This is a genomic window from Bradyrhizobium sp. P5_C11_2 (assembly GCF_054049755.1).
The window spans coordinates 1-12,378 of the sequence record NZ_JBFULT010000192.1 but is presented as its reverse complement, the minus strand read 5'-3'; the positions used below and the strand labels follow the sequence as shown (position 1 = coordinate 12,378).

Annotated in this window: 11 protein-coding genes; 6 read left to right on the top strand and 5 right to left on the bottom strand. The window is 66.2% G+C overall.

Annotation, left to right across the window (positions count from 1 at the left end; all coding sequences use genetic code 11):
• Nucleotides 1-721: tetratricopeptide repeat protein (locus tag ACXJL8_RS19165; RefSeq protein ID WP_456685410.1), on the top strand; the 721-nt coding region annotated here is incomplete at its 5' end.
• A 291-nt stretch (nt 722-1,012) separates the two neighbouring features.
• Nucleotides 1,013-2,209: an acetylornithine transaminase gene (locus ACXJL8_RS19160; protein ID WP_456618964.1), complete on the top strand. Its 1,197-nt coding sequence runs from the start codon at nt 1,013-1,015 to the stop codon at nt 2,207-2,209.
• A gap of 154 nt (nt 2,210-2,363) precedes the next feature.
• On the opposite strand, the gene ACXJL8_RS19155 is transcribed toward ACXJL8_RS19160, so the two are convergent.
• The 3 genes from ACXJL8_RS19155 to pcsA form a co-directional block, all read right to left on the bottom strand.
• A complete protein-coding gene (locus ACXJL8_RS19155) occupies nt 2,364-3,338 on the bottom strand; it encodes a quinone oxidoreductase family protein (RefSeq protein WP_456618963.1) in 975 nt (324 codons plus the stop codon).
• 70 nt (nt 3,339-3,408) lie between these two features.
• A complete protein-coding gene (locus ACXJL8_RS19150) occupies nt 3,409-4,146 on the bottom strand; it encodes a TerC family protein (RefSeq protein ID WP_456685409.1) in 738 nt (245 codons plus the stop codon).
• Complete coding sequence (gene pcsA / locus ACXJL8_RS19145; protein WP_456618961.1) at nt 4,143-4,910, bottom strand: phosphatidylcholine synthase; 768 nt, start codon at nt 4,908-4,910, stop codon at nt 4,143-4,145. Before pcsA ends, ACXJL8_RS19150 begins: the two co-directional genes overlap by 4 nt.
• 86 nt (nt 4,911-4,996) lie before the next feature.
• Here pcsA and ACXJL8_RS19140 point away from each other — a divergent pair, with 86 nt between their 5' ends.
• On the top strand, nt 4,997-6,181 hold the full coding sequence (locus ACXJL8_RS19140) for a UbiH/UbiF family hydroxylase (RefSeq protein WP_456618960.1): 1,185 nt from the start codon (nt 4,997-4,999) through the stop codon (nt 6,179-6,181).
• Between the two features lie 273 nt (nt 6,182-6,454).
• On the opposite strand, the gene ACXJL8_RS19135 is transcribed toward ACXJL8_RS19140, so the two are convergent.
• The gene (locus tag ACXJL8_RS19135; RefSeq protein ID WP_456685408.1) at nt 6,455-7,408 is read right to left on the bottom strand and encodes an AEC family transporter; all 954 of its coding nucleotides are present in this window, start codon (nt 7,406-7,408) and stop codon (nt 6,455-6,457) included.
• A gap of 106 nt (nt 7,409-7,514) precedes the next feature.
• On the opposite strand from ACXJL8_RS19135, the gene hspQ reads away from it, so the two are divergent.
• Nucleotides 7,515-7,847: a heat shock protein HspQ gene (hspQ, locus tag ACXJL8_RS19130; RefSeq protein WP_456618958.1), complete on the top strand. Its 333-nt coding sequence runs from the start codon at nt 7,515-7,517 to the stop codon at nt 7,845-7,847.
• A gap of 77 nt (nt 7,848-7,924) precedes the next feature.
• Here the strand turns inward: hspQ and ACXJL8_RS19125 are convergent, their stop codons facing one another.
• Nucleotides 7,925-8,752 (bottom strand): invasion associated locus B family protein, encoded by an 828-nt coding sequence (locus tag ACXJL8_RS19125; RefSeq protein WP_456618957.1) that lies wholly within the window; start codon nt 8,750-8,752, stop codon nt 7,925-7,927.
• Between the two features lie 260 nt (nt 8,753-9,012).
• Here ACXJL8_RS19125 and ACXJL8_RS19120 point away from each other — a divergent pair, with 260 nt between their 5' ends.
• Nucleotides 9,013-10,857 (top strand): extracellular solute-binding protein, encoded by a 1,845-nt coding sequence (locus tag ACXJL8_RS19120; RefSeq protein ID WP_456618956.1) that lies wholly within the window; start codon nt 9,013-9,015, stop codon nt 10,855-10,857.
• Nucleotides 10,858-10,861: 4 nt separating this feature from the next.
• A complete protein-coding gene (locus tag ACXJL8_RS19115; protein ID WP_456618955.1) occupies nt 10,862-12,364 on the top strand; it encodes an AMP-binding protein in 1,503 nt (500 codons plus the stop codon).
• Nucleotides 12,365-12,378: the final 14 nt, after the last annotated feature.

Below are 12,378 nucleotides of genomic sequence, written 5' to 3'. Positions count from 1 at the left end.
TTCCTACATCGGCAAGAACGACTACGAGCACGCGCTCGCCGACTACAATCGGGCCATCAAGCTCGATCCGAAATTTGCGCTCTGCTATTACAACCGCGGCACCGCCTATCGCGAGCACGGCGAAGCCGACCGGGCGCTGGCCGATTTCGACATGTCGATCAAGCTCGATCCCGGTTACGGCCCGGCCTATGGCAACCGCGCGCGGATCTTCCGCGACAAGGGCGATCGCACGCGCGCGCTGGCCGATTTCGGCAAATCGCTTCAGCTCAATCCGGACAATGACCGCGACGCCTATGCGCGCGCGAACATGTATTACGAAACGCGGGAATATGCGCGGGCGCTGGAGGACTATGACCGTTCGATCAAGGCCAATGCGAGCTATTCCGGCGTGTTCAATTCGCGCTGCATGACCCGCGCGATCGTCGGCCGCTTGCAGGAGGCGCTGGCCGATTGCGACCAGTCGCTGCGCATGCGCCCGGACGATCCCGACACGCTCGACAGCCGCGCCCTCGCCTATTTGAAGCTCGGCAATCTCGACGCGGCGATTGCGGATTACGACGCAGCCTTGAGCCGCAGGCCGGAATTCGACAGCGCGCTCTATGGCCGCGGCCTGGCGAAGCGGAAGAAGGGCGACGCCGAGGGCGCGGAGCGCGACATCGCGGCCGCAAAGGCGATCAATGCCGGAATTGCCGACGCGTTCGCGCAGTTCGGGGTGCAGTGAAGCCGTCACGCGCTGACCTGAGCGACACACGCCGGGCGGGCGTCGCGCCAAACGCCCGCTTGACAAGCCCTGCCATTCGGCTGTAGGGACCCGCCCCATGATCAACGCTCGGACCCATCAGCGCACCGAAATGCTCCGTCGTCGCTTCCGCGACGATGAGAGGGTGCGCCATGTCCGACGACGCCGCTGAACCACTGAATTCAGCTTAAGTTTTCGAGAAGGCCGCACCCGCAAGGTGCGGCCTTTTTACTTTTCGCACGCCTTTTCCACCCGCCTCCAGAGGAGTTCGACATGACCGACGCCACCCATCCGTATGACGCGCTGATGGACATCACTGCACGGCCCAAGGCCGTGTTCGTCCGCGGCGCGGGCTCCTACCTCTGGGACGACAGCCGCAAGCGCTATCTCGATTTCGTGCAGGGCTGGGCCGTCAACTGCCTCGGCCACTCGCCGCCGGCCGTCGCCGATGCGCTCACCGCGCAGTCCAAGCGGCTGCTGACGCCGAGCCCGGCCTTCTACAACGAGCCGAGCTTGAAGCTCGCGCAGGCGCTGGTCGCAAACAGCGCCTTCGACCAGGTCTTCTTCGCCAATTCCGGCGCGGAAGCCAACGAGGGCGCGATCAAGCTCGCGCGGAAATACGGCAGCCTGCACAGGAACGGCGCGTTCGAGATCATCACCTTCGAAGGCGGCTTTCACGGCCGCACGCTGGCGACGATGTCGGCCTCGGGCAAGAAGGCGTTCGCGCCGCTGTTCGAGCCGAAGGTCGCGGGCTTCAAGAAGGCCAAGCTCAACGACATCGCCTCGGTCGAAAAGCTGATCAACGACAACACCGTCGCGGTGATGCTCGAGCCGATCCAGGGCGAGTCCGGCGTGTGGCCGGCGACCGACCAGTTCTTGAAGGAGCTGCGCGCGCTGACCGAGGCGCATGGCCTGTTGCTGATCTTCGACGAGATCCAGACCGGCATGGGCCGGACCGGAAAGCTGTTCCACTACGAGCACGCAGGCATTGCGCCGGACATCATGACGCTCGGCAAGGGCATCGGCGGCGGCGTGCCGCTCGCAGCGCTGCTTGCGACCGAACGCGCCTCCTGCTTCGAGCACGGCGACCAGGGCGGCACGTTCAACGGCAACCCGATCATGTGCGCGGTGGGGCTTGCGGTCCTGGACGAGGTCGGCAAGCCGGATTTCCTGAAGGCGGTCGCCGAGACGGGCCTGCTGCTCGAAAGCGAGCTGCAGAAGGTCTCGGCCCGGCATGGCCTCGGCGAGGTGCGCGGCCGCGGCCTGTTGCTGGCGCTCGACCTCAAGCTGCCGATCGCGCCCGGCATCGTCGCCCAGGCCTTCGAGGCCGGCGTGCTCCTCAACGCGCCGCAGGTCGACGCGCTCCGTTTCATGCCGGCGCTGAACGTCACGAAGGGAGAGATCGCCGAGATGATCGATTGTCTCGACGGGATCTTGACCAAGGCCGGCGCGGCACGACGCGTGGCGTAAGGCCACTCTCGTGCCCCGGACGCAGCGCAGCGCCCCCTTCGGCGGTGCGCTGCAGAGCCGGGGCCCATCTCGCCGCATTGTACCTTGTTGCCAATCTGGGTCCCGGCTCTGCGCTGCAACGCTTATGCGTCGCAGCTTGTCCGGGACACGGGAGCTACGGCTTCAAGATCGACGCGCCCGTGGTCTTGCGGCTTTCGAGATCGATATGCGCCTTGGCGGCGTCCTTCAGGGCGTAGGCGTGGTTGATCGGCACGTGCAGCTTGCCGTTGATGACGGCGGCGAACAGCGTGTCGGCGCCTTCCAGCAGCTCCGAGCGCTTGCCGATGTAATCGTTGAGTTTTGGCCGCGTCGCAAACAGCGAGCCGTGATTGTTGAGCTCGGCGATCGAGAACGACGGTACCGGACCAGAGGCATTGCCGAAGGAAACGAACATGCCGCGCGGCTTCAGGCAGGAAAGCGAGCCCGGAAACGTCGACTTGCCGACGCCGTCATAGACGACGTCGCAGCCCTCGTTGCGGCTGATCTGCTTGACGCGCGCGACGAAGTCCTCCTCGTTGTAGAGAATGACGTGGTCGCAGCCATTGGCCTCGGCAAGCTCGGCCTTCTCGCGCGAGCCGACGGTGCCGATGACGTGGGCGCCCATCGCCCTCGCCCATTGGCAGGCGAGCAGGCCGATGCCGCCGGCCGCGGCGTGGATCAGCACGCGATGATGCGGCTCGACCTTGAAGGTCTTGTGCAGGAGATACCAGACCGTGAGCCCCTTCAGCATCAGCACGGCGCCCTGCTCGTGGGTGATGTGGTCGGGCAGCTTGACCAGCCGCTCCCAGGGGATGTTGCGCTCGCCGGTATAGGCGCCGAGATTGTAGTAGTAGGCGACGCGGTCGCCGGGATGGAAATTCGTGACACCCGGTCCGACAGCTGTGACCTCGCCCGAGGCCTCGTTGCCGGCGATGAAGGGCAGTCCCGGCGCCTTGTAGAGCCCGGTGCGATAATAGACGTCGATGAAGTTCAGCCCGACCGCATGCTGTCGGATGCGCACCTCGCCGGTAGCGGGCGCCGGCACGTCGACGCTCTCATAGACCAGGGCTTCGGGGCCTCCGACCTTGTGCACACGGACGGCTTTGGTCATCGCCTGAGCTCCTCGGTCTTCCTGCTCTCGGTCTTCTCGCGGCTAAGCGAAAGACATCGCGCCCGCCTTGTCAACTCGACGCGGGCTTGCCGACCTTCCGGCGGTTGCGCTTCGCCAGCACATTGAAGAACTCGACCGCCGCCGAGAACGCAATTGCGAAATAGATGTAGCCGCGCGGAATGTGGAATTGGAATCCGTCCGCGACCAGCGCGACGCCGATCAGCACCAGGAACGCCAGCGCCAGCATCTTGGTGGTGGGATGCTCGGCGACGAATCGCGACACCGGTCCMGACGAAATGTACATGATCAGGCAGGCGATCACGACGGCCGCGATCATGATCTCGATGTCCTGCGCCATGCCGATCGCGGTGATGATCGAGTCCAGCGAGAACACGATGTCGATGATGATGATCTGGACGATCACCCAGAAGAAGGCGTTGCGGCCGGAGCCCTGATCGCCCTCTCCCTCATCGGACTCGACCTCGGCGTGGATCTCATGCGTCGCCTTCGCGATCAGGAACAGGCCGCCGCCGATCAGGATGAGGTCACGCCAGGAGAAGTCGTAGCCCTTCATCGAGAATACCGGCGCGGTCAGGCCGATCAGCCAGACCAGGAGGCTCAGCAGGATGATGCGGAAGACCAGTGCCAGCGCGAGACCGATCTGGCGGGCGCGGTGCGCCTRCTTCTCGGGGATGCGGGAGACGATCACCGACAGGAAGATGACGTTGTCGATGCCGAGCACGATCTCGAGCGAGGTCAAGGTGAGCAGCGCGGCCCAGGCTTCGGGGCTGGTCAGGAGGTGCATCATGCGAAGGATCTTGCGAACCGGATCAATGCGTCGCTGAAGGCGATCCAGAGCGCGATCGCGCAGAGCGCGACGGTGACGCCGATGCCGACGTGAAAATCCATCTCCAGCACATAGAGGGCGAGCAGCGCCCAGATCCCGATCAGCGACATCGTCAGCCAGCGCAGCCGCACGACGCGGACCGGATGCAGCACGTGGAACGGCACGAAGGTCAGCACCACCAGCGCCGCGACCAGCAGCGTCGACAACAGCGGCGGCCAGTGCAGCAGGAACAGGTAGAACGCCGCCGCGTTCCACAGCGCCGGAAAGCCGCGAAAATGATTGTCGTCGGCCTTCATGCGCAGATCGGCGAAATAGAGCGCGCTGGTGACGATGATGGCGACACCGAGCAAGGGAGCCGCGACCGGCAGCAGCAAGCCGCTCGCGACGATCGCGTAGGCCGGCACGAAGACATAGGTGACGAAGTCGACCACGAGATCGAGCACGTCGCCGGACCAGTTCGGCTGCACGTTCTTGACGTCGAGCCGGCGCGCGATCGGGCCGTCGATCGCGTCGATGATCAGCGCGATACCCAGCCATTGAAACATCGCCGCCCAGTGCTCGCGCACGGCCTCCAGCATCGCCAGCAGCGCGATGGCCGCGCCGAAGGCGGTGAAGATGTGCACCGAGAAGGCCGCGGCGCGGATCGCGGGCGTGGGCTTCAGGGAATCCTCTTGGCTGTCCATGGCTCCTGCTATCAGAATGAGAACGATTTGCACATCCGCCATTGCGGCGCTCAGTCGCACAATTCGTCATAAAATCAGGCAAAATCAGCGGGCTTGAATTTGCCGCCGGGCGTGTCAATTGTCGTTCCATGACAGACGCCTCGACACTCTTTGACGCAGCCGTGATCGGCGGCGGACCGGCAGGCCTTAGCGCGGCCATCGCACTGGCGCAGGCGGGTGCGCGGACCGCGCTGGTGGCGCGGCGCGTGCCCTATGCCGACAACCGCACTACCGCGCTGCTCGGCGCCTCCGTCGATCTCCTGGACACGCTCGACGTCTGGCCGCGCTGCAAGGACAAGGCGGCAGCCCTCGAGGTGATGCGGCTGGTCGACGATACCGGCCGGCTGTTCCGCGCGCCGGAGGTACGGTTCTCCTGTCACGAAATCGCTCTCGACGCCTTCGGCTACAACATCGACAACCGCTCGCTGATGCTGGCGCTGGAGGAGCGCGCGGCCGAATTCCCCGATCTCGTCCGTTTCGATGACGAGGCCGAGAGCATCGTCATCGAAGCCGACGACGTCGCCATCCGCACGGCCTCCGGTCAGTTCTTGACGGCGCGGCTGGTGGTCGGGGCCGATGGCCGGCATTCGCTGTGCCGCGAGGCCGCCGGCATTGCGGTGACGCGGCGCGACCTGACGCAGACCGCGCTGACCTTCAACGTCGGCCACGCGCGGCCGCATCGCAACGTCTCGACCGAGTTCCACACCCCGCACGGCCCTTGCGTGTTCGTGCCCCTGCCCGGCGACCGCTCCAGCGTCGTCTGGGTCGCGGCCCCCGCCGAGGCCGAACGGCTGCGCGGCCTAAGCGATGCGGATCTGTCGGCCGCGATCGAGAAGCAGTCGCACTCGATCCTGGGACGCATGACGGTCGAGCCCGGCCGCAACCTGTTCCCGCTGGCGATCGAACGGCCGAAATCCTTTGCCCGCGACCGCATCGCGCTGGTCGGCGAAGCCGCCCATGTGGTTCCCCCGATCGGCGCCCAGGGCCTCAACCTCGGCTTGCGGGATGCCGCCGATATCGCGCGGCTCGCCGGCGAGGCCATCGCGGCGGGCCACGATCCCGGGGCGCCCGACGTGCTCGAGCGCTACGACCGGGCGCGGCGTCCGGACATCCTGAGCCGGACCTTTGCGATCGACATCGCCAACCGCTCCCTGCTCAATGATTTCCTGCCGCTGCAGCCGGTCCGCGCCGTCGGCATGCACCTGCTCGGCGCCGTCGGCCCGCTCCGGCGTTTTGCCATGCGCGAGGGGCTGACGCCGACGTGGCGGAAGTAGCGTTCTGCGAAACCAAGCGCGAATGGCCTTAGGTTGAATTGGTTCGCCGCGGGCTCGGTGCAACCTCTCCCGCTTGCGGGGGAGGCGTAGGCCGCCCTTGGCGGCCGTCATACTAAGAGACGCCAAGGCGAAGCCTTGGCTATGGCGAAGCGCCGGGTGGGGGCTTTCTCCTCGTAGGGGCTTTCTCCGCAAACTTCGGATAATCCCGATGCGGAGACACCCTCTCCCCAACCCTCCCCCGCAAGCGGGAGAGGGAGCGCACCTGTCGCGTGTCTACGGAAACGCCAGCCGGCCGGTCTGGAGCAGCCACATCACGCTGGTCAGCGTGACGACGGACGCGAAGGTCCCGAGCAGCACCGCGACGGAGGCGGATTCGATCCAGGCGTCATTCTGCCGGGCGATCACGAACACGTTGAGCGCCGGCGGCAGCGACGCCATCAGCACGGCCGTCGCAGCCCAGGGCTGCGCGAACGGGCCGAACGCCAGCATCAAGCCAAAGGCCGTGAGCGGATGGATCAGCAGCTTGACCGCGATCACGCCCGGCACCTCCCATGGCACGCGGTCGAACGGCCGCAAGGCCACCGTGACGCCGAGCACGAACAGCGCGGTCGGGGCCGCCGCGTTCTGGAGGAAGGTGATGGYGCGGTCGAGCGCGACCGGCAGCTCGATATGCAGCGCCGCAACTGCCGCGCCAAAACAGGCCGACATGATCAGCGGGTTGAGCACGATCTGCTTCAGCACGACGCCGAAGGCGTGCACGAGCGAGGGATGGTCGCGGTCGGAAAGCTCGATCAGGAGCGGCACGATCGTGAACAGGAAGATGCTGTCGCAGCAGAAGATCAGCGCGGTCGGCGCCGACGCCTTGGTCCCGAGCACCGCGAGCGCCAGCCCCGGTCCCATGTAGCCGATATTGCCGTAGCCGCCGGACAGGCCCGCGAGCGTCGCCTCGCGCAGCGATAGCCTTCCGAGGACCTTGCCGACGACGAGCGCGAGGGTGAACGCCGCAACCGTCGATAGCGTGGTGGCGACCAGGAACGGCGGGTTGTTCAGCTCCGCAAACGGCGTCTTCGACATGATCGCAAACAGCAGCGCCGGCAGCGACACGTAGAGCAGGAAGAAGTTCATCCAGGCCAGGCCCGATTCCGGCAGCGACTTGGCCTTGCCGCAGGCAAAGCCGACGAAGATCAGGCCAAAATAAGGTAGGGCCAGATTGAGGATATCGACCATTGGTGAAGTGTTTTCTGAAGGATTGGGGGTTACCCGCCCCTTACCAGCGGGTTAATTCGAAATGAGGGCACTAGCATCGGCCACAATCCTGGTCTATCGACGGGGAATGATTAAAGCGCGGACCGCGAAATTTCAGATCGGACAGGTCGTTCGCCACCGGATCTTCTCGTTCCGGGGCGTGATCTTCGACATCGATCCGGAATTCAACAACACCGAGGAATGGTGGCTGTCGATCCCTGAGGAGGTGCGGCCCCACAAGGACCAGCCGTTCTACCACCTGCTCGCGGAGAACGCGGAGTCGGAGTACGTCGCCTATGTCTCCGAGCAGAACCTGCTCCCGGACGATTCCGGCGAGCCGATCCGCCACTCCCAGGTCACGGAGATCTTCATCAAGGACAAGGGCGGCGGATATCGCCCGCGCAATCCGTCCCTGAACTGATCTCCGCCGAGATACAATTGTTCAGAAAAAAGGCGCTCGGGATGAGCGCCTTTTTCATGTCCGGGATTTGGTCCCGACTACTTCTGAGCGGTCGGAGGCGCGCCAGGGACAGCACCGCCCTGCTCGAGCTTCTTGCGCTGCTCGTCGGCCTTCTTCTGAAGCTCTTCCTGGAGCTTCTTCTGGTTTTCCTCGAACACCTTCGGATCGGTCGGCGGACCGTCATAGGCCTTCTGGAATTCGCCCGCGAGCGGCAGCGGCAGGGTCAGCGGCGCGCCGTTGGCATTGATCGCCTGGACAACGAGATTCTGGCCCTTCTTCATGTTTCCGATGAGCTCGGGCGTGGCCTCGTAGTCGGACATGCAGCCGTTCTGGAAGCAGATCACATACGGGCTCTGCAGCGGCGCGTTGTTGTCGACGATGATGCGGGTGCCGTGGACGAGCTGCATGCCGAGCGGCAGCGTCACGCGCAGGATCTTCTTCGGTTCGCCTTCCGGCTCGATGATGACGGCGGCGATGACCGGCTGGCCCGACTCGATGCGGCCGTCCTTGCCGGTGAAGCAGACCTGCTTGGCATTGGCGTCCTGGCCCTTGAGGCAGAACTTGGTCCAGGGGGCGTAGATCAGCTGGATCTGCTGGTCGGCCGGCTGGGCCGCGCCCTGCTGCGCCGGGGCGCCCGCGGCGGGAGCCTGCTGGGCGGGAGCCTGAGCGGCCGGTGCCGGAGCCTTGGGAGCAGCCTTGGGAGCAGCTTTCGGGGCCGGGGCCGCCTTGGGCGCGGCGGGCGCACCAGGGGCCGGCGCCGGGGTCTGGGCCTCGGCGGCAAACGGAACGGCCAACGCCGTCGCCGTCAACAAGGCGAGAAGTCGCCCGCGCGGCCGGACGGACGCGGCCAAGTAACGGAAATTCATTGCAGAAAACCCTTTCTGAACGGGAAGCGCCCGAACCGCTCCGAAGCACCGAACCAAGCCGCCTTGGGCGCGGCTCTCTCCCCGTCAATTGAGGCAGTTAAGTGACGGGCTCGGCGCTCTTGCGCGATTGGGTGCCTTCTTAACGTGGCCGACGAAAAGATCAATGCCGACAAGCGTCTTTGACCGCATCCGAGCCTGCGCTCGGTGAAATTCCCTGTGATAAGATTCAGGCTCGCCGGTCCTCGAATCAACGTGTCCGAATGTTCATGTTCCAGCGCCTTTTCGAGGGCCCCGGCATCCGCCTTTGCAGCCTTTGGTTTGCGCTTGGGTTTGCGCTTGTCGTTGCGTCGGCCGGCGGCGCACGGGCTGAGGAAGCCCATGCCATCGCCATGCACGGCAGGCCGGCGATGCCGGCCGATTTCACCCACATGCCCTACGTCAATCCCGACGCGGCCAAGGGCGGGCGGTTGACCTGGGGCATCCTCGGCACCTTCGACAGCCTCAATCCCTTCATCGTGAAGGGATTGGCGGTGCAGCAGATGCGCAACTACGTGGTCGAGAGCCTGCTGGCGCGCGGCAATGACGAGCCGTTCACGCTTTACGGCCTGCTCGCCAGATCGGTCGAGACCGATGACGAGCGAAGCTATGTCACGTTCCGCCTCGATCCCCGCGCCCGCTTCTCCGACGGCAAGCCGGTGCTCGCCGAGGACGTCCTGTTCTCCTGGCAGCTCCTGCGCGATCACGGCCGCCCGAACCATCGGCAGTATTATGCCAAGGTCACCAAGGCCGAGGCGCTCGATCCCCTCTCCGTCCGCTTCGACCTCGCCGGCGCCAACGACCGGGAATTGCCGCTGATCCTCGGCCTGATGTCGGTCCTGCCGAAACACGCGGTCGACGTCGCGACCTTCGAGGAGACGACGCTGGCGGGCCCGGTCGGTTCGGGCCCCTATCGCGTCACGGCAGTGAAGGCCGGCGCCAGCGTGACCCTGACCCGCAACCCGGATTATTGGGGCCGCGACCTGCCGATCAATCGCGGCCTCTACAATTTCGACGAGATCAGGCTCGACTATTTTCGCGAGGCCAACGGCCAGTTCGAAGCCTTCAAGCGCGGCCTCTATGATTTCCGCGTCGAGCACGAGCCGCTGCGCTGGCACGACGGCTACGATTTTCCGGCCGCAAAGAGCGGCGAGGTGATCCGCGACACCGTCAAGCCCGGCGTGCCGCAACCTTCCGAATTCCTGGTGTTCAACACAAGGCGGCCGATCTTCGCCGACATCCGCGTGCGCCAGGCGCTGACGCTCTTGTTCGACTTCGAACTGGTCAACCGCAACTACTTCTTCGGACTCTATTCGCGCGTGGCCGGCTATTTCGCCGGCTCCGACTTGTCGGCCTATGGCCGCCCTGCCGATGCGCGCGAGCGCGAGCTGCTCAAGCCCTTTGCCGCGCAGATCCCGCCCGACATCCTGGACGGCAGCTACCGCCTGCCGGTGACCGACGGCTCGGGGCGCGACCGGACGACGCTGCGCGCGGCACTCAAGCTGTTGTCGGAAGCCGGCTACGATCTCGACGGCACCGTGCTGCGCAACCGCGCGACAAAGGCCCCCTTCACCTTCGAGATCCTGGTGACGACCCGCGACCAGGAGCGCGTCGCGCTCGCCTTCCAGCGCGACCTCAAGCGGGCCGGCATCGAGCCGACGGTGCGGTCGGTCGATCCCGTGCAGTTCGACCAGCGCCGGCTCGCCTACGAATTCGACATGATCCAGAACCGCTGGGACCAGTCGCTGTCGCCCGGCAACGAGCAATATTTCTACTGGGGCAGCGCCGCCGCCGACAGTCCGGGCACCCGCAACTACATGGGCGCCAGGAATCCGGCGGTCGATGCCATGATCGCAGCCCTGCTCGAGGGCCGTGATCATACGGCTTTCGTCTCGGCGGTGCGGGCGCTCGACCGCGCCCTGATCGCCGGCTTCTACACAATCCCCCTGTTTAACGTATCCGAGCAATGGATCGCGCGCTGGAATCGGATAGAACGGCCAAAGGCTACCGCGCTGTCCGGCTATCTGCCGGAGACCTGGTGGTCGAAGGGTGAGCCTCAAGCGAAGTGACGCCGTGAACCAGCCAGCCGTATCGCCGACGCTCGACACGCTGTTCCAGCGCACGCTGTTGCGGCAGCCGCACGCTTTGGCGCTGCGCGATCCCCTCAACAAGGCGCGCGTGACCGGGCATCAGCCGAGGCGGCTGACCTATGCCGAAGCCGACACGGCGATCGAAGCGCTGTCGGCGTATTTCGTCGAATCGGGCCTGCCGGCCAATTCCGTCATCGCGATCCAGTTGCCCAACACGGTCGAGTTCGTGCTCACCGTGCTCGCCGCCCATCGCGCCGGCCTCGTGGTCGCCGTGCTGCCGCTGCTGTGGCGACATGCGGAACTGACCGCGGCGCTGAACCGCACCGCGGCGCGCGCCATCGTCACCATGAGCAAGGTCGACGGCGTCAGCTATTCCGACCTCGCGATGCATGCGGCGGCCGAGGCCTTCTCGATCCGCCACGTCTGCGGCTTCGGCACCGACCTGCCCGAAGGCATGGCCGCGCTCGACGAGGTGCTGGCGCGCCCGCCCGGGACCACGCGCGCCGTGATCCAGGACGGCCGCAAGGCGGCGATGATCTCGTTCGACGTCACCGCGGAGGGCTTTCGCCCGGTGCCGCGGCCGCATTTCAGCCTGATCGCGGGCGGCCTTGCGATGTCGCTGGAAGCCGACATCCGGCAGGGCGCAACCGTGATGACGGCGTTCACGCCGATGTCGTTCGCGGGGCTCGCCTCCTCGCTCGCGGTGTGGCTGCTTTCAGGCGGAACGCTGGTGCTGCATCATCCGTTCGAGAACGACGTGCTGGAGCAGCAGATCAACGAGCATGAATGCGAGGTGCTGATTGCGCCGGCGCAGCTCGCCTTGCGGCTCGGCGATTCCGACCTCGCGGCACGGCTGCCGACCTTGCGCAACGTCATCGGCCTGTGGCGCGCGCCCGAGCAGGTGGCGGCGAGCGATGCCTGGATCGCACCGCATGCGCCGCTGACCGACGTCTATCTGTTCGGCGAGGCCGGACTGTTCGGCGCAAGGCGCGGCGAGGACGGCATGCCGGTGGCGGTGATGCCCGGGCCGCACGGGGCGCCCCGCGAGCAGTCGGGCTCGTCGATCGCCGGCGAGATCCTGCTGACGCCGAAGGGCACGCTCGGCCTGCGCGGACCGATGGTGCCGATCGCGGCCTACGCCCCGCCGCAGCCGGTCGGTGACACCCTGACGGCCCAGCCGCCGCGCGACTATGTCGACACCGGCTACGCCGCACGGCTCGACCGCCCGAGCGGTGCGATCTGCATCACCGCGCCGCCCTCCGGCATCATGGCCGTCGGCGGCTACCGTTTCCTCTCCAACGACCTCCAGGAATGGGCGCGCCGGCTCGGCCAGGGCGCCCTCCTCACCGCGCTGCCCGACCGGCTCTCCGGCCACCGCCTGGCCGGCCGGGCCCAGGACAATGCCCGCGCCCGCGAGGCGCTCAGCGAGCTCGGGCTTAACCCCCTGATGGTTGAGGCTTTTCGGGACCGCTCCGGGCCGGGTTGAGCGCAGTTTTGGCC